Below are 24,972 nucleotides of genomic sequence, written 5' to 3'. Positions count from 1 at the left end.
GATGCCGTTTCCGGCGCGTCCCGACCGTAGCCAACCATCGCCCCGTCATGCCCGAACTGCCCGAAGTCGAAACCACGCGCCTGGGGCTGCTGCCGCGCCTGCGCGGTCGCACGCTCCGGCGCATCACGGTACGCAATCCGCACCTGCGCTGGCCGGTCCCGGCCGATCTCGAGCGCCAGCTCGCGGGACGCAAGCTCGTCGACATGACACGGCGCGGCAAGTACCTGCTGTTCGACTTCGGCCGGGTCACCCAGCTCGTCCACCTGGGCATGTCGGGCAGCCTGCGCCTCGCCGCGCCGGGCGAACCTGCCGCGGCGCACGACCATGTGGACTGGCTGTTCGACGACGGCACCACCCTGCGGCTGCGCGATCCGCGCCGCTTCGGCGCGGTGCTGTGGACCGCCGATGCGGCCCGTCATCCGCTGCTCGCCCACCTCGGGCCGGAGCCGCTGACGCCAGATTTCGACGCGGTCTACCTGCATGCCCAGTGCCGGCACCGCAACGCCGCGATCAAGCAGGTCATCATGGACGCGTCGGTCGTGGTGGGCGTCGGCAACATCTACGCCTCGGAATCGCTGTTCCACGCAGGCATACGGCCGGCCACGGCCGCGCAGCGCCTGAGCCGGCCGGCCTGCGCACGGCTGGCCGAGGCGATCAAGCGGGTGCTGGCGGCCGCCATCGCTGCCGGCGGCAGCTCGCTGCGCGACTATGTCGCAAGCGACGGCGAGCCGGGGTACTTCCAGCTGCAGACGCGCGTGTACGACCGCGCCGGCCTGCCGTGCAAGACCTGCGGCACGCCGGTCCGCCGCATCGTGCAGGGCCAGCGCGCCAGCTTCTACTGCCCGACCTGCCAGCGCTGATCCCGTGCTGCGCGGCGATCAAGTTTGCGGCTAACATGTCGTTAACCGAATGTCCCCTGTTCCGGCGACCGCCCCATGAACGCCCCCACCCTGGTTGACGAATTCGAGCAATACAGCGCCTGGCGCGACGCCGTCTACGTTCGCATCGAGGCGCTGCGCGACTGGCTCGGCGCCCAGGAGCTGGGCGATGCCGAATCCGAGCTGCGGCTCAACCAGCTGCTCGGCCGGCTGCAGGCGGACACGCTGAACGTCGCTTTCGTCGCCGAGTTCTCGCGCGGCAAGTCCGAGCTGATCAACGCGATCTTCTTCTCGGACTACCGGCAGCGCGTGCTGCCCTCCTCCGCCGGGCGCACCACCATGTGCCCGACCGAGCTGCACTTCGACCCCACGCGCCGCCCTTCGCTGCGGCTGCTGCCGATCGACACCCGCACGCGCGAAGGCAGCATCGCCGACTTCAAGCGCGATCCGGAAGCCTGGACCGAATTCCCGCTGAACCTCGATTCCGCCGACGACATGAGCGCGACGCTGATGCGGCTCGCGGACACGCTGCAGGTCGATGTCGCCACGGCGCAGGCGTTCGGCCTGGTCAACCCCGCCGACGAGGAAACCGCGCGCAGCCTGGAACGGGACGGCAGCATCGCGATCCCGCGCTGGCGCCATGCGCTGATCAACTTCCCGCATCCCCTGCTGAAGCAGGGGCTGGTCATCCTCGACACGCCCGGCCTCAACGCCATCGGCACCGAGCCCGAGCTGACGCTCAACATGCTGCCCAATGCCCATGCGGTGCTGTTCCTGCTGGCGGCCGACACCGGCGTCACCAAGTCCGACATCGAGATCTGGCGCCAGTACATCGCGCCGGTGCAGGGCGGCAGCCGCGCACGCCTGGTCGTGCTGAACAAGATCGACGGCCTGTGGGACGAACTCAAGACGCCGGCGCAGATCGACGCCGAAATCGCCAAGCAGGTCGCCGGCAGCGCGGCGCTGCTGGACCTGCCGCCGAGCCAGGTGTATCCGGTGTCGGCGCAGAAGGCGCTCGTCGCCAAGGTCAAGGGCGACCACGACCTGCTGGCGCGAAGCCGCCTGTCTGCCCTGGAGACGGCGCTGAGCCAGGAGCTCATTCCCTGCAAGCAGGCGCTGGTGAGCGAATCGTCGCAGGCCGCCGTCGAGGACGTGGTGGTGAAGACGACCGAGCTGCTGGAAACGCGCCTCGCAACCATCCAGGACCAGGTCGACGAACTGCACGGGCTGCGCGGGAAGAACCGTGACGTCATCCAGCACATGATGGTCAAGGCGAACGAGGACAAGCAGCAGTTCGAACGCGGCCTCGAGCAGTTCAACGCGCTGCGCAACGTGTTCGCGACGCAGGTCGAGACGCTGCGCCGCCACCTCGGGATGGACACGCTGCGGCGCGAGGTGCGGCAGACGCGCACCGCGATGGAGAAGAGCCATTTCAGCGTCGGCCTGCGCGACGCGATGGGCCGCTTCTTCCGTCAGGTGGAGGCGAACCTGGTCGCCGCGGCGGAGGCCATCAGGGAAATCCGCGCGATGATGACCGCGATGTATCAGAAGTTCAGCGACGAGCACGGGCTGGCAGCGGTCAACCCGCCCGATCACAGCCTGCAGAAATACCGCAAGGAGATGGCGCGGCTGGAGCGCATCTTCGACGAGCGCTTCAACACCGTGTTCAGCATGCTGACGGTGGGCCAGCACCAGTTGACCGCACGCTTCTTCGAGACGCTGGCAAGCAAGGTGGTGCAGGTGTTCGAACTCGCCAACAGCGAAACCGAGGCCTGGCTCAAGGCGCTGATCGCGCCGATGGAAACGCAGGTCCGCGAGCACAAGATCCAGCTCAAGCGGCGGCTGGAAAGCGTCAGCCGCATCCATGCCGCGACCGAAACGCTCGACGAGCGCATCGCCGAGCTGGAAACGGCGATGGGCAGCGTGAGCGATCAGCTCGAAAGCCTGGCGCGCATCAACGCGCGCATCGCCGAGGCGCTCGCGGACGAACTCGGCGGCGCCCGCCTGGCCAGGACGGCCTGAGCGCCTACTTGTTCGCGGTCAAACGCAGGAACTTCTCCTGCAGCTGGTCCTTGGTTTCCGGGTAGTCGGGGTTCTTGGGAATGCAGTCGACCGGGCACACCTCGACGCACTGCGGCGTGTCGTAATGGCCGACGCATTCGGTGCACTTGTTGGGGTCGATGATGTAGATCTCGTCGCCCTGGGAAATCGCTTCGTTCGGGCATTCGGGCAGGCAGACGTCGCAGTTGATGCATTCGTCCGTGATCATCAAGGCCATGTCGTTCTCCGGGTCATATCAGCTTTTACTTATTTTCTCACTTAATCGCCTGGACACCAACGGGTGGACGAAGGGCGTCACGTCGCCCCCCAGCTGCGCGATCTCGCGGATCATGCTGGCCGAGATGAACATGTACTGGTCGGATGGCGTCAGGAACAGCGTCTCGATGTCCGGCTTGAGATTGCGGTTCATCCCCGCGAGCTGGAATTCGTACTCGAAGTCGGAGGCCGCGCGCAACCCCCGCAGCACGGCGATCGCGCCCTGCTCGGCGACGAAGTCGATCAGCAGGCCGGAGAAACCTTCCACCCGCACATGCGGGACGTCGGCCAGCACGTCGCGCGTCATCGCCACCCGCTCGTCCATGCTGAAGAAGGGCCGCTTGTTGCGCGATTCCGCCACCGCCACGACGACGCGGTCGAACAGGCGCACCGCCCGCCGCACGAGATCCTCGTGGCCGCGCGTTATGGGATCGAAAGTGCCGGGGTAGACGGCTGTCAGCATGGATTATTCCTTGACGAGCAGGGCGAAGTGCGAGCGCCCCGCGCGCCCGCTCCGGTGGATGATAAACCCCGGCGGCGCGATCACGTCCGTCGCCTGCTCGACGTAGACCTGCCCGCCCGCGTTGAGATGGCGCACCAGGTCGGCCAGCACCGGACCGGCCTGGCCGCTGTCGAACGGCGGATCGACGAACACCAGATCGAAGGTCTCGCGGGTATTCGCAAGCCAGGCGAGCGCGTCGGCGCGCACGATCTCGACCGGGATCGTGGCCAGCAGCGTGCGGTTCTTCTCCAGCGCGGCAAGCGCGCGGGCATCGCGCTCGATCATCACGACCCGCGCCGCGCCGCGCGACGCCGCCTCGAATCCGAGCGCGCCGCTGCCGGCAAAGAGATCGAGGCAGGTCCACCCCGGGAGGTCCTGCCCCAGCCAGTTGAACAGCGTCTCGCGCACCCGGTCGGGGGTGGGCCGCAGGCCGGCGCCATCGGGAAACTCGAGCAACCGCCGGCGATACTGCCCGCCGATGATCCGCACCCGATTGGAGGCACCGTGCGCGCGCCGCGGCGCCGCATGCTTAGCGCGCATCGCTCGCGCCCACCACCACGGTCACCAGCCGGTCGGGGTCGATGTGGCGCGCGAAGGCCTGCTTCACCGCCGCGACGTCGACGGCATCGACCTTGGCGACCCAGGTATCGAGGTAATCCAGCGGCAGCCGGTAGAAGCCGATCACCGCCAGGTAGTCGAGGATCTTCTTGTTGCTGTCGATGCGCAGCGGAAAGCCGCCGGTGAGGTTGGCCTTGGCCTGGGCGAGCTCGGCCTCGGTGGGGCCCTCGGCAATGAAGCGCCGCACGGTGTCCCGCGCCACCGCCAGCGCGGCGTCGGTCTGCTCGCGCCGGGTCTGCAGGCCGAGCTGGAACGGCCCCGCCACCCCCATCGGGAAGAAATAGCTGTAGGCGCTGTAGGCGTAGCCGCGCTTGTCGCGCACCTCGCGCATCAGGCGCGAATCGAAGCCGCCGCCGCCGAGTACGTAGTTGCCGACGAACAGCGGAAAGAAGTCGGGGTCGGTGCGCGCGACGCCCACCGCGCCGATCAGCACGTGGCTTTGCTCGGACGGAAAGGCGATGCGCCTTTCCATGGCCGCTGCCGCGACAGGCTGCGGCAAGGACGCCACCGCCGGCGCCCGCGACAGCCCGCTCGCGAGCCGCGCCGCGATCGCCTCCGCCTCGGCCCGCGAAATGTCGCCGATCATCGAGATGACCGCGTTCGGCGCGCCGTAGTGGATCCGGTAGAACTGCTGCAGGCCCGCGCGCGTCAGGCGCTCGATCTCGGCCGGCTCGCCGGCCTCGTCGTGCGCATAGGGATGATCGCCGTAGACGGCGCGATAGAACGCCTTTTCCGCGACCGAGCCGGGGTCCGCCTCCGCCTCGCGAATCCCGGCGATGAGGCGCTGCTTCTCGCGCTGCATCACGGCCGGCTGGAAATCCGGCTGCTGCAGCACCCGCGCGAGGATGTCGAGTGCCACGTTCCGTTCCGGCGCCGACACCAGCGTGCGCAGCGTGACCCCGGCGCGATCGCGATCGAACGTGCCGCCCAGCTCCGCACCGACGTCGGCCAGGCGATGCGCGATGGCCGTATCGGACAGGCCGCCGGCGCCCTGGTCGAGCAGGGTGTGGGTCAGCTGGGCGAGTCCCGCCTGGCCCGCCGGATCGCGCGCGCTGCCGGCGGCGAAATCGACCGAGATGTCGAGGATCGGCAGCTGGTGGCTCTCGACGAAGATCACGCGCGCCCCCTGCGGCGTCTGCCAGTGCTGGATCGCAAGCGCGGCATGCGCCGCCAGCGGCAGGTTCAGCAACAGGGCAATGCAAAAGGCCTTAATGGACATCGCGGGCTCCCGGAATGGCGGCAGGGTGTGCCCCGGCCTGCATGGGCTGGGGATCGAGCACGGCGACGCTCAAGCGGTCGTCCTGCAGCCACTGCCGGGCGGCGGCCTGCACCTCGGCGGCGGTCACCTTGCGCAGCTTGTCGACCCGATGCTCGAGTGCCGCGGGCGGCAGTCCGGCGGTGACGTACTCGCCGAGCTGCATCGCCTGGTAGAACAGCGAATCGCGCTGATAGACGTCCGACGCGATGACCTGCGCCTTGACCCGCGCGAGCTCGGCTTCGCTGATGCCGTCGTGCCGGACGCGCTCGAGCTCCGCGCGGATCGCCTGTTCGAGCTCGGCCGCCGACTTGCCCGGCGCCGGCGTCGCATCGACCATGAACATGCCGGGGCCGCGCGACACCGCGTCATAGCCGGCACTCGTGCTGACCGCGATCTGCCGGCGCTTGACCAGTGCGCTCTGCAGGCGCGCCGAATCGTTGCCGGACAGCACGCCGGCGAGGATCTGCAGCGCATAGGGCGTGGTGTCCTGCTGCCAGTCCCGCAGGACGGGCGCGTGCCAGGTCATCAGGAGGTAGGGCAGCTTCGCCGGCACCTTGACGGCGATGCGTTTCTCGCCGATCTGCGCGGGCTCGCTCTGCGGCTTGCGTTCCGGCAGGGGACGCGCCGGAATCGGCCCGAAATAGCGCCTGGCGAGCGCGATGACGTCGTCCGCCTTGACGTCGCCCGCCACGACGAGCGTCGCGTTGTTGGGCGCATACCAGCGGGCGTACCAGTCGCGGGCATCCTGCGCCGTCATGTGCTTGAGGTCGTCCATCCAGCCGATGATCGGCCGGCGGTAGGGATGGTCCTGATAGGCCGTCGCCATCAGGCGTTCATACACGACCGACTGCGGCTGGTCGTCGGTGCGCAGCCGGCGCTCCTCCATCACGACCTGGATTTCCTTGGCGAACAGATCGTCGCGGATGACGAGGTTCGCCATCCGGTCGGCCTCGAGCTGCATCGCCAGCGGCAACCTGTCCTTCTGCATCTGCTCGAAGTAGGCCGTGTGGTCGCGGTTGGTGAACGCGTTCTCGCGCCCGCCCGCCGCCGCGATGCGCTTGGAGAACTCGCCCGACGGCACGTCCTTCGTGCCGCGGAACATCATGTGCTCGAGCACGTGCGCCACCCCGGTGGTGCCGTTGAACTCGTCCATCGATCCCGCGCGGTACCACACCTGCGACACCATCACCGGCGCGCGATGGTCTTCCTGGACGATGACCCGCAGGCCGTTGTCCAGCGTGACGTCCGTCACCGCCGCCTGCGCACTGCCGACCAGCAGCGCCAGCAGCATTCCCCGCATGCCCCGCATGTTTTCACCTCTGTCGTTATGAGCCCGAATGATAAGCCGTAGCCGAATGATAAGATTAGGCGGTTCGTCCACCCGCTCTGCTGACCACCCCGATTCGTGTTTAGTTTCTTCAAATCCAAACCGCCTGCCGCCGAGGTGCCTGCCGCAGCGCCGCCGGCCGAGCCCGCGGCCCAGCCGACCGCCGAGCCGCGCCTGAGCTGGGCGCAGCGCCTCAAGCAGGGGCTCGCCAAGACGCGCGACCGGCTCGGCGGCCAGCTGTCGAGCCTGTTCGGCGTCGGCCGCAAGATCGATGCCGAGCTCTTCGAAGAGCTTGAAACGATCCTCATCACCGCGGACGTAGGCGTCGACGCGACCCATGCCCTGCTCGACACCCTGCAGAAGAAGGTGCGGCGCGACAACCTCACCGAGGCGGCCGACCTGCAGGCCGCACTGAAGCAGGCGCTGATCGATCTGCTGACACCGCTGCAGGCCCCGCTCGACGTCACCCCGCACAAGCCCTTCATCCTGATGCTGGCCGGCGTCAACGGCGCCGGCAAGACCACGACCATCGGCAAGCTCGCCAAGCTCTACCAGTCGCAGGGCCTGTCGGTGCTGCTGGCGGCCGGCGACACCTTCCGCGCGGCGGCGCGCGAGCAGCTGCAGGTCTGGGGCGAGCGCAACAACGTCACGGTAGTGAGCCAGGAGAAGGGCGACTCGGCGGCGGTGATCTACGATGCCATCCAGGCCGCGCGCGCCCGCAACATCGACGTCGTGCTGGCCGATACGGCCGGCCGGCTGCCGACCCAGCTGCACCTCATGGAAGAGATCAAGAAGGTCAAGCGGGTGATCGAGAAGGCCATCCCCGGCGCACCGCACGAAGTGCTGCTGGTGCTCGACGCCAACACCGGACAGAACGCGGTGAACCAGGTCAAGGCCTTCGACGACGCGCTCGGCGTGACCGGGCTCGCGCTGACCAAGCTGGATGGCACCGCCAAGGGCGGCGCGATCGCCGCCATCGCCCAGGCCCGGCCGATCCCCGTGCGCTACATCGGCGTCGGCGAGACCATGGACGACCTCAGGCCGTTCGATGCGCGCGAGTTCGTCGAGGCCATCTTTTCCGTCTAGGCCCGCCACCGCATGATCAGCTTCAGCCAGGTCACCAAGCGCTACCCCGGCGGGCACGAGGCCCTATCCGGCGTCGACCTCGCCATCGAGGCAGGCGAACTTGTCTTCCTCACGGGGCATTCGGGCGCCGGCAAGAGCACGCTGCTGAAGCTGATCGCCGCGATCGAGCGCCCCACCAGCGGCGTGGTGTCGGTCAACGGCCAGAACATCAGCCGGCTGTCGCGGCGGGCCGTACCCTACCTGCGCCGCAACATCGGACTGGTGTTCCAGGACCACAAGCTGCTGTTCGACCGCAACGTGATCGAGAACGTGGTGCTGCCGCTCGACATCGCCGGCTTCGACCGCCGCGAGGCCCTGAAGCGTGCGCGCGCGGTGATCGACAAGGTCGGCCTGCTCGACCGCGAGAAGGCCAATCCGGTCAGCCTGTCGGGCGGCGAGCAGCAGCGGCTGTGCATCGCCCGCGCGCTCGTGAGCCGCCCCGCCCTGCTGCTGGCCGACGAGCCCACCGGCAACCTCGACGCCGGCTATGCGGCCGACATCATGGCGATGTTCCGCGACTTCCACCAGGTCGGCACCACGCTGGTGATCGCCACCCACGACGAACGTGCGATCACCGCGCTGGGTGGGCGTACCGTGCACCTCGACCATGGGCGGATCGAGGAGGCGACGGCATGATCGCCTGGCTGCGTCATCACCGCCGGGCGCTCGCCGCCGCGCTGCGCCGGCTCGGCGCCCAGCCGTTCACGACAGCCCTCACCGCGCTCGCGATGGGCGCGGCGATCAGCCTGCCGAGCGGCCTTTACCTCGGCCTCGCGAATCTCGGCCGGGTGGCCGGCAACCTGCCGGCGCAGCCGGAAATCAGCGTGTTCGTCGACGCCCAGGCGTCCGAAGCGCAGAAGCAGGCGATCGCGGCGCGGCTGCGGCGACCCGACATCGCCCAGGCCCGCTTCGTTTCAAAGGACGCTGCGCTGGCCGCGCTCAGCGCCACCCAGGGGCTGGCCGACGTCACGGCAGGCCTGGCGGGAAATCCGCTGCCGGACGCATGGGTGGTGCGGCCCCGCGACGCCTCGCGCGATGCGCTGGAACGGGTCGGTGCGGCCTTGCGCGGGCTGCCGGGGGTGGCGGAAACCCATCTCGACAGCCAGTGGGCGGAGCGGCTGCAGGCGGGCCTCGACATCGGCCGCACCGTCGTCTGGCTGCTCGGCAGCCTGTTCGCCATTGCCCTCGTCGCAATCTCCGGCAACGCGATCCGTGCCCAGGTGCTCGCCCGGCGCGACGAAATCCACGTCAGCCGCCTGATCGGCGCCACCGACCGTCAGGTCCGCCGGCCATTTCTTTATGTCGGCGCGCTGCAGGGGCTGTTCGGCGGGCTCGCCGCAGGCGGCGTGCTGGCCGTGGCCGGCACCGTCCTGGAGGCGCCCGTCGCGCATCTGGCGGCCCTCTACGGTTCGAGCTTTCACCTGCTGCCGCCCACTGTCCTGGACAGCGCAATTGTGCTCGGGCTGAGCACGCTGTTCGGCTGGCTGGGCGCCTGGGTCGCGGTGACGCGGGCATTGCGCCAGGTCGACGCCTCCCGCCCCTGAACGACTTCCGTGCCCGCCCGGCGCCCCGCCCGCCCACATCGCGGCGGGGCCCCCGGATCGTGACGGCACCCTCCATTACCGCAGCCTGAGGACACCGAATCCTGCGCACACGCTTGTGCAGATTCGCAGTCAACGCTATCTTTAACATTGATTTAAAATACATCAATAAAACATCAAGAATCATGCTGACAATCTCCATGCTGAATCTGTTTCTGGACAGTCTCGAAGAGGGGGTGCTCTTCCTGGACAAGAACCGGAAGGTCCTGGCGGCCAACCGCGCAGCCGCGCAGATGACGGGGCGCGAAGGCGAGAGCCTGATCGACCTGCTGTGCCCCAGCATCTTCCAGGGCACGAAATGCGCAAAGTCCTGTGAACTGCGCGGAGAGTGCGCGCTGACACAAGGCAGCCGCGCCCAGGACATCGTTCAGGACATTGTCCTCGAGCGCCCTGACCACACCTCGGTAAGCTTGCGCATGTGGGCCCGCCTGCTGCCGCCTTCCGACAATCTGCCGGTGGCCTGCGCGATCATCCTGCGCGACCGTTCGCGCGAGGCGGAGCTGGAGCAGAACGTCACGGAGCGCCTGCAACTGGGCAGCATGGTGGGACACAGCCCCGCGATCCAGAAACTGTACTCGCAAATCCTGCGCGCGGCCCAGAGCGACGCCAGCGTGCTCCTCACCGGCGAGAGCGGCACCGGCAAGGAACTGGTCGCCAAGGCGCTGCACGACAATTCTGAGCGCGCCAAGGGCCCCTATGTTCCGGTGCACTGCGCATCGCTCCCCGAGAACCTGCTGGAGTCGGAATTGTTCGGCTACGCCAAGGGCGCCTTCACCGGCGCAACGATTGCGCGCATCGGCCGGTTCGAGGCAGCCGATGGCGGAACCCTGCTGCTGGACGAAATCGGGGAAATCCCGCTCGGCACCCAGGTGAAATTGCTGCGCGTGCTGCAGGAACGGGAAGTGGTGCGACTGGGCGAGAACCATGCCCGCCCGGTCAACGTCCGCGTGATCGCGGCCACGCACCGCGACCTGACGGCGATGGTCGAGCGCGGGCAGTTCCGCGAGGACCTCTATTACCGCCTGCGCGTCCTGCCCCTCCACGTTCCTCCGCTGCGCGACCGCAAGGAGGACATTTCGATGCTTGCCAACAAGTTGCTCGGCGACCTGTCGACGCGCTACAAGCGGGAAAACATGCGGCTGTCCCACGAGGCCCTGCTGGCGCTCGAAGCCTACGACTGGCCCGGCAATATCCGTCAGCTCTTCAACGCACTGGAGTATGCGCTCGTCCACGCCGACGACGCGGTCATCCGACCGACGGACCTGCCACCCGAGATCGAGGGTGCCGAGCGCGCCACGCCCCGCGCGCCCGCAGGCGCTGCGCCGCTGGTTCGCCCCTACTACCGGACCGGTCGGCCGCTCGAGAACGAAGCGGAGATCATTTCCCGCACCCTGGCCGAAGCCGGCGGAAACAAGGCCGAGGCGGCACGCCGACTCGGCATGTCGCGCACCACGCTATGGAAGCGCCTCAAGCTGGCCGATAGCTAGCGGAACTGGCGCCGCTGCCACACCCAATACAGCGCCGGCACGACGAAGAGCGACAGCAGCGGCGCGGTCAGCATGCCGCCGACGAGCGGTGCCGCGATGCGCTTCATCGTCTCCGAGCCGGTGCCGTCGCTGAACATCACCGGCAGCAGGCCCGCCACGACGACCGCCACCGTCATCATCTTCGGACGCACGCGCATCAACGCGCCTTCGACGATCGCCTGCCGCAGGTCGGCGGAATCGCCCAGCCGACCGGCGCGCCGCGCCGTCTCGATCGCCTGGTCGAGGTAGAGCAGCATCACGACGCCGAACTCGGCCGCCACGCCGGCGAGCGCGATGAATCCGACGGCGACCGCGACGGACAGGTTGTAGCCCAGCCACGCCACGAGCCAGACGCCGCCCACCAGCGAGAACGGCAGGCATGCCGCGACCAGCGCGACCTTGCCGGCATGCCGGAAATGCAGGTGCAGCAGCCCGAGCACCAGCAGCACGGTCAGCGGAATCAGCCATTGCAGGCGCCGCTTGGCATGCTGGAGGTTTTCGTACTGCCCCGACCAGGCGATGGCATAGCCGGGCGGCAGCGGCACGCCTGCCGCGATCGCCTGCTTGGCGGCGGCGACATAGCTCCCCAGATCGCGCCCGTCGATGTCAATGTAGACGTATCCGGCCAGGCGCCCGTTCTCGCTCTTGATCTCGGCCGGACCGTCCGTGATCGCAATGCGCGCAACTTCGCCAAGCTGGACCTGCCCGCCGGACGGCGTCGTCACGCGGCTGGCCGCCAGCGCCGCCATCGAATCGCGCAGGCCGCGCGGGTAGCGCAGGTTGATCGAATAGCGCTCGCGGCCGTCCACCACGGTGCCGATGGTCTCGCCGCCGATGGCGCCCTGCACCAGGCGCTGGATGTCGGCGACGGTGACGCCGTAGCGCGCGGCCTGCGCACGGTCGATGTCGATATCGACGTAGCGTCCGCCGGTGACGCGCTCGCCGAACACGGCGCGCGTGCCCGGAACCCGCTTCAGCGCCGTCTCGAGGCGGCCGGCGAGCTGCGCGATGCCGGCGAGATCGGGGCCGGTGATCTTGATGCCGACCGCCGTGCGGATGCCGGTGGACAGCATGTCGATGCGGGTGCGGATCGGGTAGCCCCAGGAGTTCGTGAGCCCCGGAAGGCGCACCGTACGGTCGAGCTTGCGGATCAGCTGCTCGACCGTCTCGCCGGCCGGCCACTCGCTTCGCGGCTTGAGCAGGATCGTCGTCTCCAGCATCGAAAGCGGCGCCGGATCGGTCGCGCTGTCGGCGCGCCCGGCCTTGCCGAAGACGCGCTCGACTTCGGGCATCTGGCGGATCAGGCGATCGGTGACCTGCAGGATATTGGCGGCCTCGTCGACGGACACGCCGGGCAGGGTGGTGGGCATGTAGAGGAGATCGCCCTCGTAGAGCGGCGGCATGAACTCGCTGCCGAGCCGGGAAAACGGCCATGCCGCGCTGGCGAGCGCGAGCGCGGCGACGAGCAGCACCGCGCCCGGATGCCTCAGCGCGGCCAGCAGGAGCGGCCGGTAGAGCGCCTGCATGGCGCGGTTGAGGGGATTGCCGCGCTCGGCCGCGATGCGTCCTCGAATGAAGTAGCCCATCAGGACCGGCGTCACGGTGATCGCCAGCGCGGCGCTTGCCGCCATCGCGTAGGTCTTGGTGTAGGCCAGCGGCGCGAACAGCTTGCCCTCCTGCCCGGATAGCGCGAACACCGGGAGAAAGGACACCGTGATGATGAGCAGCGAGAAGAACAGCGCCGGTCCGACCTCGGTGGCGCTCTCGCGCGCCACCACCCAGTAGTCGCGCCCGGGGCCCGCACGCTCGAGGTGCTTGTGCATGTTCTCGATCATCACGATCGCCGCATCGACCATCGCGCCGATGGCGATCGCGATGCCGCCGAGCGACATGATGTTGGCGCTGACGCCCTGCCCCTTCATGACGATGAATGCGGCGAGGATGCCCACCGGGAGGGTGACCACGGCCACCAGCGACGAACGCACGTGGAACAGGAACACGAGGCACACCAGCGCGACGACGACGCTCTCCTCGACCAGCTTCTCCTGCAGATTGCCGATGGCCCGCTTGATCAGGCCCGAGCGGTCGTAGGTCACCACCAGCTCGACCCCTGGCGGCAGCCCGGCCTGCAGTTCCTGCAGCCGCGCCCGGACGCGTGCCACCGTATCGAGCGCGTTGGCGCCGTAGCGCATGACCACGATGCCGCCGGCCACGTCGCCTTCGCCGTCCAGGTCGGCCACGCCGCGGCGCGCCTCGGGGCCGGTCTGGACGTGCGCCACATCCTGCAGGCGGACCGGCGCGCCCTGCGCATCGACGCCCAGCGGAATGGTGCGGAAATCGTCCAGCGTCCGGAGGTAGCCGTTGGCGCGGACCATGTACTCCGCGCGCGCCATCTCAATCACCGAGCCCCCGCCTGCGAGGTTGCTGTCGCGCACCGCCTGGGCGAGCTTGTCCCAGGTCAGCCCATAGGCCGCGAGGCGATCGGGATCCACCTCGATCTGGAACTGCCGCGCCATGCCCCCGACGGCGGCGACTTCGGCGACGCCGGGCAGGCTCTGCAGCTCGTATTTCAGGTAGAAATCCTGGACCGCGCGCAGCTGGTCGGGATCGTAGCGATGATGCCGGTCGACCAGCGCGTATTCGAACACCCAGCCGACGCCCGACGCGTCGGGACCGAGCGCGGGGGATACGCCGGCCGGAAGGCGCCCGCTTGCCTGGGCAAGGTACTCGAGCACGCGCGAACGCGCCCAGTAGGGATCGACGCCATCCTTGAAGATGACGTAGACATACGATTCGCCGAACATCGAAAACCCGCGCACCGCGGTCGCGCCCGGCACCGACAGCAGGCTCGAGGTCAGCGGATAGGTCACCTGGTCTTCCACGGCCTGCGGCGACTGGCCGGGATACGCCGTCTTGACGATGACCTGGGTGTCCGACAGGTCGGGAATCGCGTCGAGCGGGACGGTCCGCGCGGAATACGCCCCCCACCCCGCAAGCAGGAGCGTGCCCAGCAGCACCAGCAGGCGGTGGGCCAGGGACCACTCGATGATGCGCCCGATCATGCTCAGGGCGCGGATTGCATGCGGTGCGCGGCGTCGTCCAGCGAGGCGGCCGCATCGAGCAGGAACTGCCCGCTTGCGGCGACCTCAGCGTCCTCCTGCAGGCCGTCGACGATCTCGACGTAGCCACCGCTCTCGATGCCGGTCTCGACCGGAACCGGCATGAAATGGCCGCCGTCCCGCGCGAGCATGACGCGCTCGCCGGTGCCGGTGCGGATCACCGACGACCGCGGCACGGCGAGTGCCGTGCGCGGCTCCGCCGCGATGACGACGTCCGCGAATTCGCCGGGGCGCAGCAGCCCGTCCGTGTTGCGCACTTCGAGGCGCGCGCGCGCCGTCCGGCTCAGCGGATCCAGCGTCGGCGACGCGAAGCGCAGACGCCCGGTCAGCGGCGGATGCCCGCTGCGGGGGAAGCGCACCGTGACGGCGTCGCCCTCCCTCACCCATTCGAGCTGGTCGGGGTACAGCGCGATGTCGATCCAGACGGTGGCGTTGTCCGCCAGCGTCAGCAGCGGCGTCACCGGCGTGACGAACGCGCCCTCGCGCGCGCCGATCTGCGTGACGTAGCCCGATCGCGTGGCGAACACCGGGACGCGGTCGACCGTGCGGTGGGTGCGCTCGATTTCCGCCAGCGTTGCCGCGCCGACATCGGCGTAGGCGAACTTGTCGCGCATGCGGAGGCGCTCGCGCGCCAGGCTGGCCGCCACCTGGGCATTCTGTCCGGAGCGGTCGGACAGGCTCTCGAGTAACTGGTCGCGGCGCTGCAGCAGCTCGATGTATTCGCGCTGGCGCTGCACCAGCTCGGGCGAGTAGATCTCGTACAGCAGCTGGCCGGCAGCGACGTGCTGGCCGACGGCCCTGACATACAGGCGGCTGAGCCAGCCCTCGATCTTGGGGCTGACCGCCCGGACCGAGGCTTCGTCGACCACGACGGTGCCGTAGGTATGCACCTCCCGCGCGAGGCGGCGCGACTCGACGCGCGCGAGCCGCACGCCCAGGCGCTGCTGCATGGCGGGATCGACCTGGACGCCGCCTGCCTCATGGCCGCCGTCGGCCTCCACGAGATCCATGCCGCAGATCGGGCAGGTCCCCGGATGGTCCTGGGCGATGTGCGGGTGCATGGGGCAGATCCAGCGCTTCTGCGCGGGGTTGCCGCCCCCCAGCTGCGCGACCGGCTCGGCCGCATGGGCGGCATGCATGACCGCGTCCCCGCCGGCCACCGGAGGCGCCCCGGAAAACAGGGCCACGCCGGCGGCGCAGAGCGGAACGAGCAGCAGCACCGCGTAGTACAAGGCACGCACAAGCGACGACTTCATGGCGGCGACTTCAGGCGTGTGGCCGCACGACGAACGTCCTTACCGGCACCTCAGGCCCTCCTCGGCTTGGCCTTGACGAGCTTCATCTTGCAGATGGGGCACTTGCCGGGAGCGTGCTCGTGAACCTCGGCGTGCATCGGGCACGTCCACACGCCTTCGGCCGCACCGGCGCCGAGGGACTGCAGCGGTTCGTGCGACGCGGCAGGCGCAGGGTGCGGCGCCCCGGCATGCGCCGGCGTCAGCGCGACGGTCGCAAGGAAAAGGAAGATGGGCGCGGCCAGGCGCGCGACAACACGGGTCAACCGTTCGGCATTCATGGGAAGTTCTCCGCAAGGCCGGCCGCGCCGTGAGGGCGCGCGGCCGGCCGGAATCATGGCACCGGGAAAGCGGCCCGACAGGCCGCTCCCCGGCAGGACGTGCTCAGCGCACGAGGATCTGCTCGCCGTGGCCCATCTTGGGATCGGCGTCGTTGCTAAACATGATCACGGCGATGGCGCCAGTGAGGGCAGCCTTCAGCGAGTGGGTCACGATCGCGTTGGCGCCCTCGACCGGGGAGATCAGGTCGAAGGTGGCCGCGTCGCCCGCCCCCACCACGAAGCTCTGGAGACCATGCTCCACGTTCTTCGGGTTGCCGCTGGGATACACGGCATCCCAGATGCCGGCGATCGGATGGAAGGACGAGAACTCGTTCGGGCCCGCATTCACGAAGTAGATGCGCACGCGCTCGCCCGGCTTGGCCTGCAGCCAGCGGGTTGCCGCGGGATCATGCACCGGGTCGTACTTGAAGATGCCGCCGTTGAACATGACGTTGCTCCACTTGTTCTGCATCATGTCTTCCTTGGCGTCCGGGTTCGGATAGAGCTCGGACTGGATCAGCACGTACTCGCGATCCGCCTTGGGCATGGCATTCGGATCCTTGGGATCGACGATGATCGTGCCGAACATGCCGCGCGCGATGTGCTGGATCATGGGATCGGCGCCGCAGTGGTAGAAGAACACGCCCGGGTAGTTGGCGGTGAAGGTGTAGTGCTTCTCCTCGCCCGGCTTCACCGAACCGAAGTCCTTGACGACGTCCAGCCGCGCCGCATGGAAGTCCATGGAGTGCGAGTTCTTGTTGCCCTTCTCGTTGACGAGCGTGAACTCGACCGTGTCGCCCTCGGTGACGCGCACCACCGGGCCCGGGACCTTGCCGTCGAAGGTCCAGGTGCGGTACATCGTCCCCTTGTTGTCGATCGGCTGATCCACTTCCTCAGCGTGCAGCGTGACCTTGACGGTTTTCGCCTCGGCCTGGAACGCCAGCATCGACAACGCCGCCGCCCCGGCGAGGGCCACCCCCAGCATCTTGTTTGGTTTCATTTGTTCAGTTTCCTCATTTAGTTGAACCACAGTTGCAGACATAGCGCAGATACGCCACCAACTCCTTGATTTCCTCGTCGTTCATGACGTTGCCCCAGGCGGGCATCAGCACGGACTTGTTGACCGCGAGCCCGCCGTCCTTGATGGCGTGAGCGATCTCCTCGTCGGGGATGTCGCCCATCCCCTTGGCATCGCTGTGGTCGCGGGGCTGCACCGCCATGTCGCGTGTGTTGACGCCACGGCCATTACGGTTGACGCCGTGGCACTGCACGCAGTACGTGTTGTAGTTGCGCAGCGCCCCCTCGGTGTAGGGCGCGCCGGCCGCGGCGGGCGCGCTCGCCAGGAAGCCCGCGGCGAGCAGCGCCGCCGTCGACACGAAGGCCGGGATGCGCAGACGGGTATTAGTGTTCATTTGCCCTCCGATGCACTGAGTTGCAGGATGTAGCCGGTCAGACGCTGCAGATCCGGCTCGGCCAGGTTGAGGGTCGGCATCCAGATGTGCGGATCGATCTTCTGCGGATCCTTGATGTAGCTGTAGATGTAGTCGGGCTGCAGGCGCTCGCCGGCCGTGTAGAGCTCGGGGCCGGACACGCCGCCGCTGCCCGGCTTCGCCGAATGGCAGGCGGCACAGCCGCGCAGCTTGTTGAAGAACATCGCGCCCATCGACATGCTCACCTTGTCGCCCTTGAACGCGCCCTTGGTCACCAGACCGTCGGGGCCGGTCAGCGCCATCAGCGCGTCGGCAGCCGCTTCGGCGTCCGCCTTGGACAGCTTCACGTGCGCGGTCAGCGTGGACTCGTCCACCACGTCCTCCTTGTCGCCGGCCTTGACGTGCTTGGTGTAGAACTCGCCGGTGGGGCGGATACGTACCGGCTCCTGCAGCCACTTGACCAGCCACGCCTTGTTGAACTTGCTGCCGGCGTAATAGAGGTCCGGCCCCTTGCGCGTCCACAGGCGGTCGAGCGTCATGCTGTCCGGCTTGGCAATGGCATGGCAGCTGATGCACTGCGCCTTCAGGATGCCTGCGCCAGGGTTGTCTGCCGCCAGCGCCGGGCCGGCGGCGAACGCCGCACCCAGCAATGCGGCGATGAGGGATCGCTTCATCATCGTTCCTTTCGCTTATTGAACGGCCTGGCCCTTGAAGCCGGGCGCGTCATGCAGGCCATACGGCTTCTTGAGGGACTCTTCGTAATAGAAATCCGGCACGAACTTCTTGTCCTTCCAGGCGTAGAAGGCGTCGTTGCGGCTGATCTCGTTGTATTCGATGACGGTCATCAGACCGCCCATCGGCTTGTCGCCGTTCATCGTGTGCGAGTCGACGTGGTCGTGCACCATCCAGCGCCCCGGGTTGTCGGCGGTCAGGATCAGGTCGTAGCGCTCGCCCGGGCCGACCATGATGGTGTCCGCCTCGTAGGGCATGGGCAGGGGGCGCCCGTCCTTGAAGGCGACCTTGAAGACGTGGCCGTGGATGTGGATCGAGTGGGTCAGCTCGCCCGCGCCGATCAGGCGAATCCGCACCACGTCGCCCTTGTTGACGCGCAGCGGCTGCGAATCCGGGAAGGCCTTGCCGTTGAGCGTGAAGTAATCGAAGACGTCGCCGGGGACGCCGCCGTAGCCGGGCTTGAACGCATACTTCGAAGCCCAGTCGGACAGCATCATGATGTAGTCCTTGGTCACCTTCTTCTCGATCGGCGTCGGCTGCTTGGGATCGACGATGAAGGGCCCCCACATGCCGCGCATCGCCACGTGCTCGTTGACGTTGACGTGGCAGTGGTACCACATCGTGCCGGACGGTTCCGCGACGAACTTGTAGGTGAAGGTGTCGCCCGGCTTGATTGCCGCCTGCGTCGTGTCGGGCACGCCGTCCATGCGCCACGTGCCCTTCTGCAGCATGCCGTGCCAGTGGATGGTGTGCGGCAGCGTGGTGAGATTGTTGACGTTGACGGTGAGCTCGTCCCCTTCCTTGACGTGGATCAGCGGGCCGGGCACCTGGCCGTTGAAGGCAAAGGTATGGAACTGCTGCTTGTCGACGAGGGTGATCTTGGTGTCCTCGATCGTCATGTCGAACGTGCGCTTTTCGGCCCACCCCGTGGTGGGCAGCGCCAGCGCCGCGACGGTGAGCGCCATGGCTGTGACAGGGGCCGCAACCCGGGACGGAAGACTGCTTCGTGGCATCGCCTATTCCTTTTCTAGTAGCGAGACGGGGGCGTCTCATCAATTGACCAATTGACCCGCAACGCTACTAGCGAGAGGCGTGCCAGGAATGTATCTGCATGATCCCTATGCGCTTTTCAGGTTTTCCATCGCCAAGGAGCCGGCGCGGTCGACCACAATGAACACACCGGAAACGTTCACTCTGAACACTCAAGAATCCGGCGTGGGCAAACAGGCGGGAGGGACGGGACGCATGCGCGAGGACGCGGGCCCGCACGGGGCCCGCGACGCAGTCTAGGGGTGGGCGATCGCGCCTGCGCGCGGCAGGCTCGCGGGGAACGCGGCCATCAGCGCGCCGTAGTCGGCCGGCCGCCAGGGACGGCCGGCCCAGGCGCGCCATGATGCGAGGCCTGTGTAGGCACGGATCCAGTCCGGAATCGCGGGCCCGGGCATGGGTCTCGCAATGGCGTATCCCTGCGCGAGCCGGCAGCCGAGCTTGAGCAGCAGATCCCCCTGCTCTTCGTCTTCCACCCCCTCCGCAACGATGCCCAACCCGAGCAGCTGTGCCGAGGTCACCACGCCGGCGACGATGGCCGTGTCCTTGGGATTGCGCAGGATGTCCCGCACGAAGCCCCGATCGATCTTGATGACGTCGGCGGGCAAGGCTTGCAGGTGGCTCAGCGGGGCGTTGCCCGTTCCAAAGTCGTCGAGGATGACCGTCACCCCGAGCCGGCGGCACGCTGCAAGCGCATCCCGCGCGGACGCAAGATCCACGATCGGCGTGTTTTCGGTGATTTCGATCGCCAGCAGGTGCGCGCCGACGGCATGACGTGCCAGGCTCTCCCGCAGATCGTCGATGAACTGCGGCATGAGCAGGTGGCGGGCGCCGACGTTGACCGCCACCCGCAACGGCACCCCCTGCGCCTGCCACGACGCTGCCTGACGCAGCGCCTGGTCAAGGACGTGACGGCCGATCCGGCGCAGCAGCGGCCCGCCCTCGACGCCGTCGAGAAAGTCGCCCGGCAGCAGCATCCCCCGATCCGGGTGGGACCAGCGCAGCAAGGCCTCGGCCCCGACCACGTCGCCCGTCGCCATGTCGACCTGCGGCTGAAAGTGCAACACCAGTTCCTCCCGCTCGATCGCGCTCCGCAGTTCGCCGGTCATGCGCGCATGACGGCTTGCCTCGGCCGACATCGCGGCCGAATAGACCGTCGCCTTGTCGCGTCCGGCGCTCTTCGAGGAATACATGGCCATGTCGGCGTGCCTCAGCAGCGTCTCGCCGTCGCCGTCGTCGAGCGGATGCAGCGTAAAGCCGATGCTCGCCGACACCCGGACGATCCGGCCCTCGACCTCGAACGGCTCGCGCACGGCCTCCAGAAAACGTTCCCCCAGCGTCTCCAGCTGGAAGACATTTTCGAGACCCTCCAGCAGCAGGCCGAATTCGTCGCCGCCGAGCCGGGCCAGCGTATCCGTCGGACGCATGGCGCCGCGCAGCCGGCCGACCGCCTGCCGCAGCAGCGCGTCCCCTGCGGCATGGCCGAACTGGTCGTTGACCGCCTTGAACCCGTCCAGATCCAGCACCCCGACCGCAACCAGACGCTCCCGCCGCCCCGCGCCGGCGAGCGCGTGATTCATGCGGTCATGGAACAGGACGCGGTTCGGGAGGCCGGTGAGCGGGTCACGCAGGCTCTGATCCCGCATGGTCATCGCGAGGTCGCCGAAGTGTGAAAACGCCTGGAAGTGGTCGAGGCCGATCCGCGCAAAATAGTTGACGTAGTCGGCCACGACGATGCCGACGCCCGCGTATCCCGCATGCGACCGTCCGAAGGGAATGAAGCCGACCTCCTGGCTGCCGGGCGGCAATACGCCCCCGGGCAGCCCGAGCGTCGCGGCGTCGGTCGCCTGCACGACAACCGGCTCGCCGGCGGCCAGGGCCTGCCAGCAGGGGTGATCCGGTTGCCGGGGGATGCAGGTCGGCCCTTCCCCGCTCCCGCCGTCGGCGAAGCAGGCGAGCGTCAGGCCGTCGCGCCCGGCTTCGAGCGAGGCGCCCCAGGCGGCGAGGATGTGCGTGTCCTCCGACACCAGCCCCTGACACATCCTCCGCAGGAGGCTGTCCCAGGTTCCGGTCGACCGCTCGCTCAGCACCGTGTCGATCAGCACGCGCGTCAAGGCTGCGCGGGTGGCATCCTCCTGGGACTGCGCGCGGGCATAGCCCTGCAACTGCAGTCCCAGATCCGCAAACACGATTTTCGACAAGACCCGCCGGAGCGGGGCCCGGTCTTCGGGCGGGACATCGGGCGCGTTCGTCCGCTGTTCCAGATGCTCCTTGTAGAGCGAGTAGCTGCCGGCTATCCAGGCCGGCGCGATGCCGAGACGTTGATGAATCTGGCCGACCCGCTGGATCGCCGCCCGGTACTCGGGCGCGAAGCGCTCCGCGAGGAGCCGCTCGAAATGCGTCGCCTGGCCCTCGAGCAATGCGGCGAGATTGCGCCCCGCGAGGATCGCCGCGGTTTCCGGTGCGCCGAACAGGTATTCGTAGAACGATCGGGCAAACAGTTCGGCCCCTTGCTGCAGCACCGCACGATAGCGGTCCAGCAGGTCGAAGTCCTCGGTCTCCAGGCGGAGAAAGCGGAAAAAAGCCTCATCGGCGCGCATGACGGGTTCCCGCGGGGCGGTTGCCGCGAGTCGAAGAAAAGTGGTTCATCGCGCCACCGCAGGCGGTCGGAGCCCGCGCGGGCGCGAGCGGGCACCCGAATCGCGGAATCGTGCCGGCAGCCTGAAGGCAGCGAAAACGCCTTGACGACTGCGGCTTCGGCTCGATGGGCGGTTGCTGGCGCCACCCGTCGGAAATGCGACGACGGCGCCACGGAGAGACTGCCGTTCTCGCGACGGCAGTCGGGATCAGAGCGGGCGCCCGTTCACGGGAATGCGCTCGCCCAGGCCCATGCTGTAGAAGTCCCAGCCCTTTCCGGCGCCGGCGTCGGTCGCGGCCGCCTGGGTCGACACGGGAATCCGCTGGCCGGCGCCGTTGTTGTAGAAATCCCAGCCCTTCCCGGCCGACGCTGCGCCCGGGGCGTTCGCCGACTGGGCCCCGACCGGAATGCGGTCGCCTGCGCCGTTGTTGTAGAAATCCCAGCCCTTCCCGGCCGACGCCGACAGCGCGGCCGTGGAGAGCAGTGCGCCCGCGAGGCCAAGAAGGACAGATGCAGTTTTGAGCGGCTTCATGATTGACTCCAGATGAATGTTGGGAGAGACGAGGCAAACGCTGCGAAACACGGAATCGGCCACAGGCCGACGCGCCGGGAATTCGCACCTCTGCCACGCTTTAGCGAGACCCGTGCCAGATTTGCATGTCATTGATTCTGCGCAGGTTTGGCGGATTCGGCGCCGTGCCACTGCCCAGCGGGGACGTTCACAGTCAACATCCACGAACGTTCAGTCGAACGCCAGCGACCTTCCTTCACGGGCTGCAGCGGGCTGCGGGTCGAACGATTCGAGGCGGGGATTCCGGATGCGCATCCTGGTTCGATCCGGCATGGCGCCGGCAAGTATGGCCTCGGGATCTCGGCGTCGCCCGCCGAGAGGGACTTCGAGCGAGGCGCGGTTCATCGAGCGTGGCGATGCATGCCATTTTTCATTCAAGCTGATTGCCGTGGAGGCGCTTGCGGCACGGCGGGCTTCATTGCGGAACGGCACGCCGCATGGCGCCCCATCGTCAGTGTCCCGCCCTGACCAGATTGATCTCGTGCTTCCAGCCGGCGGGGGAATGCCGTTCGTATCTTGCCGACCGGTGGCGAGGCGCTGTTTTCGTACAGGCGCAGATATCAGTCAATCCGCGCCAGGCAGGAATGACTGTTTGAGCAGGCCTTTACATCGGATCGTGGATTTTCGCATCAGGTCGGGCGCTGTTCTCCGGCGAAATCGACAAGCTGGGGGCCACGCCCCCTGGCTTCCCGTACGTGTCTGCGTATCCACCCCCCAGCGCCTGGTATAGCGCAGCGCTGTCGGCAAGCCGTTGGGCCTGTGCCGCGATCTGGTTCATTCGCATCTGCTGTGCCTGCTGCCTTGCGATCAGCACCTGAACGTAGCTGGCCGTTCCCAGCGCGTACTGGCGCTCGACGGAGGCGAGCGAAGCCTGCGCCGCCGCCTCCGCAGACGCTTGGGCCGCCAGGGTCTTGGCGTCGTAGTCCAGCGCCCGCAATACGTCCGCCACGTTGCGCAAGGCGTCGAGCACCACCCCCTGATAGTTCGCCGCTGCGGCATCCACTGCCGCCAATGCCGCCCGTTTTTCGGCTGGCAGCCCCGGGTTGAACAGCGGCTGCGTCAATTGACCGAGCACACTCCATACCGCAGAGCCTCCCCCGAACAAGGCCCCCGTGCTCAATGCCTGGGATCCGAGGCTCGCAGTAAGGTTGATCTGCGGATACAGCTTGGCTGTCGCCACGCCGTATTCTGCAGTGGCGGCATGCAAGAGCGCTTCGGCCGCCTCAATATCAGGACGACGGCGTGCCAACTCTGATGGAAGCACCACAGGCAGCTCGGACGGCAACTCGAACTCGTCAAGGGTAAAGTCCGGGATCTTCATGGCTCCAGGCGCTTGCCCGGCAAGCACCGCCAACAGATGCTCACCTTGCTCGAGCTGCTTGCGCAGCATGGGCAGTTCCGCGCGCGTCTGCTCGAGCTGGGCTCGCAGCGCAAGCAGATCGTCCGGCGCCGCCTGGCCGAGGCGTACCCGTTGCCGCGTTATCGCCAGCTGCTCGGCCTGGGCCTGGAGCATGGCTTCCATCGAGGCGATCTGGCCGGCGGTCCGGGCCCGGGCAATGGCGGCCGTGGCAATGTTCGCGGCCAGCGTCAGACGAGCACCGTCCAGCTCGTGGCGCCGAAAGTCCGTCCGGGCGGCGAGCGCCTCCAGTGACCGTCTGGTCCCCCCGGCCAGGTCAAAGCGGTAATGCACACCGACGCCGACGTCATACAAATTGAATTCCCTCGCGTCGCCACGCTGGCCCAGCATGCTGGGGCTCAGTCGTTGCCGCTGCCCGGTGGCGCCGGCGTCAATCTGCGGATAGCGCGTTGATCCCGCTTGGGCCGATTGGATTTCCCGCGCCTGCTGCAACGTCGCCCGCGCGGAAAGCAGCGTCGGACTGCCCCGAAAAGCCTGCTCGATCAGGGCATCGAGCCTTGGCGACCCAAAGCTCCGCCACCACGCCGTATCCACGTCCCCACCCACATCGAAGCGCTGCGCCCCCCCAAAGGCTCCGGTCGCGGATACGGTGCGTGCCGGCAATGGAACGCTTGTATAGGCGGAAACCTCCGGAGCCGCAGGACGCCTGAAATCGGGGCCTGCCGCACACCCGGCAAGGGCTCCGGCAACCACACACGACGCCATGATGCGCATCGAGCGGCGGCGCCCGCTTTTGCGTTCCGCCTCCGAACCGTAGGACCCGTCAGCGCTGCCCATAGAAGTGCTCCACAAACTGTTGACGGAAACCCTGATGGCAGGCGAGGCAACTCTTCTGCACGCTGGCGAACGCAGCGATGACCGCCTGCCCGTCGCCACGCTTCGCAGCCTCGCCCATCGCGACGGCCGCCTCGTGCGTCTGTCCGTCGAAGCTGCGGAACGTCCCTGAATCGGTCCCGGCCCAGGCCAGGATGCGCATCTTTTCTGCGAGCGGCGGCTCGGCGTGGCGGGCGATTCCCTGCGCAAGGTAGGCGACAGTGGTCCAGTCTTCCCTTGAGATCGCCCCGGTCACGCCCTGCATGTCACGCCCGAGCTTCTCCATCACGCCGCGGAGCGCCATCGGTCTGGCCGGCTCGACTGCCCGCGCTTCACGTGCGACGGGAAAAACGGCCGGCACCGTCACCAGAAGCACGGCGGAAGCCGCCAGAAGGAGGTTTGAAGAATGAGCCATGGTTGTTCCTTTTGGGTGAAGGCGAAC

22 protein-coding genes are annotated in these 24,972 nt (G+C 67.9%); 6 read left to right on the top strand and 16 right to left on the bottom strand.

Going from position 1 to position 24,972, the window contains the following annotated elements; all coding sequences use genetic code 11:
* Positions 1 to 47: 47 nt before the first annotated feature.
* The gene (gene mutM / locus VA613_RS02175) at positions 48 to 860 is read left to right on the top strand and encodes a bifunctional DNA-formamidopyrimidine glycosylase/DNA-(apurinic or apyrimidinic site) lyase (RefSeq protein WP_324780232.1); all 813 of its coding nucleotides are present in this window, start codon (positions 48 to 50) and stop codon (positions 858 to 860) included.
* Between the two features lie 75 nt (positions 861 to 935).
* Positions 936 to 2,900, top strand: a complete 1,965-nt coding sequence (locus VA613_RS02170) for a dynamin family protein (RefSeq protein ID WP_324780231.1) — start codon at positions 936 to 938, stop codon at positions 2,898 to 2,900.
* 4 nt (positions 2,901 to 2,904) lie between these two features.
* On the opposite strand, the gene VA613_RS02165 is transcribed toward VA613_RS02170, so the two are convergent.
* Genes VA613_RS02165 through VA613_RS02145 form a run of 5 tightly spaced genes read right to left on the bottom strand, consistent with a single transcriptional unit; the run spans position 2,905 to position 6,863 of the window.
* Positions 2,905 to 3,156, bottom strand: a complete 252-nt coding sequence (locus tag VA613_RS02165; RefSeq protein ID WP_324780230.1) for a YfhL family 4Fe-4S dicluster ferredoxin — start codon at positions 3,154 to 3,156, stop codon at positions 2,905 to 2,907.
* An 18-nt stretch (positions 3,157 to 3,174) separates the two neighbouring features.
* Complete coding sequence (gene coaD, locus VA613_RS02160; protein ID WP_324780229.1) at positions 3,175 to 3,657, bottom strand: pantetheine-phosphate adenylyltransferase; 483 nt, start codon at positions 3,655 to 3,657, stop codon at positions 3,175 to 3,177.
* 3 nt (positions 3,658 to 3,660) lie between these two features.
* The gene (rsmD, locus tag VA613_RS02155) at positions 3,661 to 4,236 is read right to left on the bottom strand and encodes a 16S rRNA (guanine(966)-N(2))-methyltransferase RsmD (RefSeq protein WP_324780228.1); all 576 of its coding nucleotides are present in this window, start codon (positions 4,234 to 4,236) and stop codon (positions 3,661 to 3,663) included.
* A complete protein-coding gene (locus tag VA613_RS02150; RefSeq protein WP_324780227.1) occupies positions 4,226 to 5,533 on the bottom strand; it encodes a M16 family metallopeptidase in 1,308 nt (435 codons plus the stop codon). The genes rsmD and VA613_RS02150 overlap by 11 nt, the downstream gene beginning before the upstream one ends.
* Positions 5,523 to 6,863 carry a M16 family metallopeptidase gene (locus VA613_RS02145; RefSeq protein ID WP_324781207.1) on the bottom strand — a complete coding sequence of 447 codons (1,341 nt, stop codon included), beginning with the start codon at positions 6,861 to 6,863 and terminating at the stop codon, positions 5,523 to 5,525. Before VA613_RS02145 ends, VA613_RS02150 begins: the two co-directional genes overlap by 11 nt.
* 114 nt (positions 6,864 to 6,977) lie before the next feature.
* On the opposite strand from VA613_RS02145, the gene ftsY reads away from it, so the two are divergent.
* The 4 genes from ftsY (at position 6,978) to VA613_RS02125 (ending at position 11,112) form a co-directional block, all read left to right on the top strand.
* Positions 6,978 to 7,985, top strand: coding sequence for a signal recognition particle-docking protein FtsY (gene ftsY, locus VA613_RS02140; protein ID WP_407702861.1), 1,008 nt, complete (start codon positions 6,978 to 6,980; stop codon positions 7,983 to 7,985).
* Between the two features lie 12 nt (positions 7,986 to 7,997).
* A complete protein-coding gene (ftsE, locus tag VA613_RS02135) occupies positions 7,998 to 8,660 on the top strand; it encodes a cell division ATP-binding protein FtsE (RefSeq protein ID WP_324780225.1) in 663 nt (220 codons plus the stop codon).
* Positions 8,657 to 9,568, top strand: a complete 912-nt coding sequence (ftsX, locus tag VA613_RS02130) for a permease-like cell division protein FtsX (protein ID WP_324780224.1) — start codon at positions 8,657 to 8,659, stop codon at positions 9,566 to 9,568. The genes ftsE and ftsX overlap by 4 nt, the downstream gene beginning before the upstream one ends.
* A gap of 182 nt (positions 9,569 to 9,750) precedes the next feature.
* Positions 9,751 to 11,112: a sigma-54 interaction domain-containing protein gene (locus VA613_RS02125; RefSeq protein WP_324780223.1), complete on the top strand. Its 1,362-nt coding sequence runs from the start codon at positions 9,751 to 9,753 to the stop codon at positions 11,110 to 11,112.
* Here VA613_RS02125 and VA613_RS02120 read toward each other — a convergent pair.
* The 11 genes from VA613_RS02120 to VA613_RS02070 all read right to left on the bottom strand — a co-directional run bounded on the left by VA613_RS02120 (position 11,109) and on the right by VA613_RS02070 (position 24,945).
* The gene (locus tag VA613_RS02120) at positions 11,109 to 14,213 is read right to left on the bottom strand and encodes an efflux RND transporter permease subunit (RefSeq protein WP_324780222.1); all 3,105 of its coding nucleotides are present in this window, start codon (positions 14,211 to 14,213) and stop codon (positions 11,109 to 11,111) included. The genes VA613_RS02125 and VA613_RS02120 overlap by 4 nt on opposite strands.
* Before the next feature lie 2 nt (positions 14,214 to 14,215).
* Positions 14,216 to 15,526: an efflux RND transporter periplasmic adaptor subunit gene (locus VA613_RS02115; RefSeq protein WP_324780221.1), complete on the bottom strand. Its 1,311-nt coding sequence runs from the start codon at positions 15,524 to 15,526 to the stop codon at positions 14,216 to 14,218.
* Positions 15,527 to 15,576: 50 nt separating this feature from the next.
* Positions 15,577 to 15,843: a heavy metal-binding domain-containing protein gene (locus VA613_RS02110; protein ID WP_324780220.1), complete on the bottom strand. Its 267-nt coding sequence runs from the start codon at positions 15,841 to 15,843 to the stop codon at positions 15,577 to 15,579.
* A 103-nt stretch (positions 15,844 to 15,946) separates the two neighbouring features.
* Positions 15,947 to 16,882, bottom strand: a complete 936-nt coding sequence (locus VA613_RS02105) for a multicopper oxidase domain-containing protein (protein WP_324780219.1) — start codon at positions 16,880 to 16,882, stop codon at positions 15,947 to 15,949.
* 13 nt (positions 16,883 to 16,895) lie between these two features.
* Complete coding sequence (locus VA613_RS02100) at positions 16,896 to 17,294, bottom strand: c-type cytochrome (protein ID WP_324780218.1); 399 nt, start codon at positions 17,292 to 17,294, stop codon at positions 16,896 to 16,898.
* Positions 17,291 to 17,986 carry a cytochrome C gene (locus VA613_RS02095; RefSeq protein WP_324780217.1) on the bottom strand — a complete coding sequence of 232 codons (696 nt, stop codon included), beginning with the start codon at positions 17,984 to 17,986 and terminating at the stop codon, positions 17,291 to 17,293. The genes VA613_RS02100 and VA613_RS02095 overlap by 4 nt, the downstream gene beginning before the upstream one ends.
* 15 nt (positions 17,987 to 18,001) lie before the next feature.
* Positions 18,002 to 19,009, bottom strand: coding sequence for a multicopper oxidase domain-containing protein (locus tag VA613_RS02090; protein ID WP_324780216.1), 1,008 nt, complete (start codon positions 19,007 to 19,009; stop codon positions 18,002 to 18,004).
* Positions 19,010 to 19,330: 321 nt separating this feature from the next.
* Positions 19,331 to 21,691, bottom strand: a complete 2,361-nt coding sequence (locus tag VA613_RS02085; RefSeq protein WP_324780215.1) for an EAL domain-containing protein — start codon at positions 21,689 to 21,691, stop codon at positions 19,331 to 19,333.
* 246 nt (positions 21,692 to 21,937) lie between these two features.
* Positions 21,938 to 22,261 (bottom strand): hypothetical protein, encoded by a 324-nt coding sequence (locus VA613_RS02080; RefSeq protein ID WP_324780214.1) that lies wholly within the window; start codon positions 22,259 to 22,261, stop codon positions 21,938 to 21,940.
* A gap of 643 nt (positions 22,262 to 22,904) precedes the next feature.
* Positions 22,905 to 24,494, bottom strand: coding sequence for an efflux transporter outer membrane subunit (locus tag VA613_RS02075; protein ID WP_324780213.1), 1,590 nt, complete (start codon positions 24,492 to 24,494; stop codon positions 22,905 to 22,907).
* On the bottom strand, positions 24,481 to 24,945 hold the full coding sequence (locus tag VA613_RS02070; RefSeq protein ID WP_324780212.1) for a cytochrome c: 465 nt from the start codon (positions 24,943 to 24,945) through the stop codon (positions 24,481 to 24,483). The genes VA613_RS02075 and VA613_RS02070 overlap by 14 nt, the downstream gene beginning before the upstream one ends.
* Positions 24,946 to 24,972 lie beyond the last annotated feature (27 nt).

Source organism: Thiobacillus sp. SCUT-2, from assembly GCF_035621355.1.
GTDB lineage: Bacteria > Pseudomonadota > Gammaproteobacteria > Burkholderiales > Thiobacillaceae > Thiobacillus > Thiobacillus sedimenti.
This window is presented reverse-complemented; position numbering and strand designations above follow the sequence as displayed.

What these genes read in the sequence shown, in the direction of transcription:
- VA613_RS02145 (WP_324781207.1), bottom strand. Translation starts at nt 6,863, where the DNA reads ATGCTGCTGGCGCTGCTGGTCGGCAGTGCGCAGGCGGCGGTGACGGAC.
- coaD (WP_324780229.1), bottom strand. Translation starts at nt 3,657, where the DNA reads ATGCTGACAGCCGTCTACCCCGGCACTTTCGATCCCATAACGCGCGGC.
- VA613_RS02080 (WP_324780214.1), bottom strand. Translation starts at nt 22,261, where the DNA reads ATGAAGCCGCTCAAAACTGCATCTGTCCTTCTTGGCCTCGCGGGCGCA.
- VA613_RS02105 (WP_324780219.1), bottom strand. Translation starts at nt 16,882, where the DNA reads ATGAAACCAAACAAGATGCTGGGGGTGGCCCTCGCCGGGGCGGCGGCG.
- VA613_RS02090 (WP_324780216.1), bottom strand. Translation starts at nt 19,009, where the DNA reads ATGGCGCTCACCGTCGCGGCGCTGGCGCTGCCCACCACGGGGTGGGCC.
- VA613_RS02075 (WP_324780213.1), bottom strand. Translation starts at nt 24,494, where the DNA reads ATGGGCAGCGCTGACGGGTCCTACGGTTCGGAGGCGGAACGCAAAAGC.
- VA613_RS02115 (WP_324780221.1), bottom strand. Translation starts at nt 15,526, where the DNA reads ATGAAGTCGTCGCTTGTGCGTGCCTTGTACTACGCGGTGCTGCTGCTC.
- ftsX (WP_324780224.1), top strand. Translation starts at nt 8,657, where the DNA reads ATGATCGCCTGGCTGCGTCATCACCGCCGGGCGCTCGCCGCCGCGCTG.
- rsmD (WP_324780228.1), bottom strand. Translation starts at nt 4,236, where the DNA reads ATGCGCGCTAAGCATGCGGCGCCGCGGCGCGCGCACGGTGCCTCCAAT.
- VA613_RS02085 (WP_324780215.1), bottom strand. Translation starts at nt 21,691, where the DNA reads ATGCGCGCCGATGAGGCTTTTTTCCGCTTTCTCCGCCTGGAGACCGAG.
- VA613_RS02110 (WP_324780220.1), bottom strand. Translation starts at nt 15,843, where the DNA reads ATGAATGCCGAACGGTTGACCCGTGTTGTCGCGCGCCTGGCCGCGCCC.
- VA613_RS02170 (WP_324780231.1), top strand. Translation starts at nt 936, where the DNA reads ATGAACGCCCCCACCCTGGTTGACGAATTCGAGCAATACAGCGCCTGG.
- VA613_RS02150 (WP_324780227.1), bottom strand. Translation starts at nt 5,533, where the DNA reads ATGTCCATTAAGGCCTTTTGCATTGCCCTGTTGCTGAACCTGCCGCTG.
- VA613_RS02165 (WP_324780230.1), bottom strand. Translation starts at nt 3,156, where the DNA reads ATGGCCTTGATGATCACGGACGAATGCATCAACTGCGACGTCTGCCTG.
- VA613_RS02125 (WP_324780223.1), top strand. Translation starts at nt 9,751, where the DNA reads ATGCTGACAATCTCCATGCTGAATCTGTTTCTGGACAGTCTCGAAGAG.
- VA613_RS02070 (WP_324780212.1), bottom strand. Translation starts at nt 24,945, where the DNA reads ATGGCTCATTCTTCAAACCTCCTTCTGGCGGCTTCCGCCGTGCTTCTG.
- mutM (WP_324780232.1), top strand. Translation starts at nt 48, where the DNA reads ATGCCCGAACTGCCCGAAGTCGAAACCACGCGCCTGGGGCTGCTGCCG.
- VA613_RS02120 (WP_324780222.1), bottom strand. Translation starts at nt 14,213, where the DNA reads ATGATCGGGCGCATCATCGAGTGGTCCCTGGCCCACCGCCTGCTGGTG.
- VA613_RS02100 (WP_324780218.1), bottom strand. Translation starts at nt 17,294, where the DNA reads ATGAACACTAATACCCGTCTGCGCATCCCGGCCTTCGTGTCGACGGCG.
- VA613_RS02095 (WP_324780217.1), bottom strand. Translation starts at nt 17,986, where the DNA reads ATGAAGCGATCCCTCATCGCCGCATTGCTGGGTGCGGCGTTCGCCGCC.
- ftsE (WP_324780225.1), top strand. Translation starts at nt 7,998, where the DNA reads ATGATCAGCTTCAGCCAGGTCACCAAGCGCTACCCCGGCGGGCACGAG.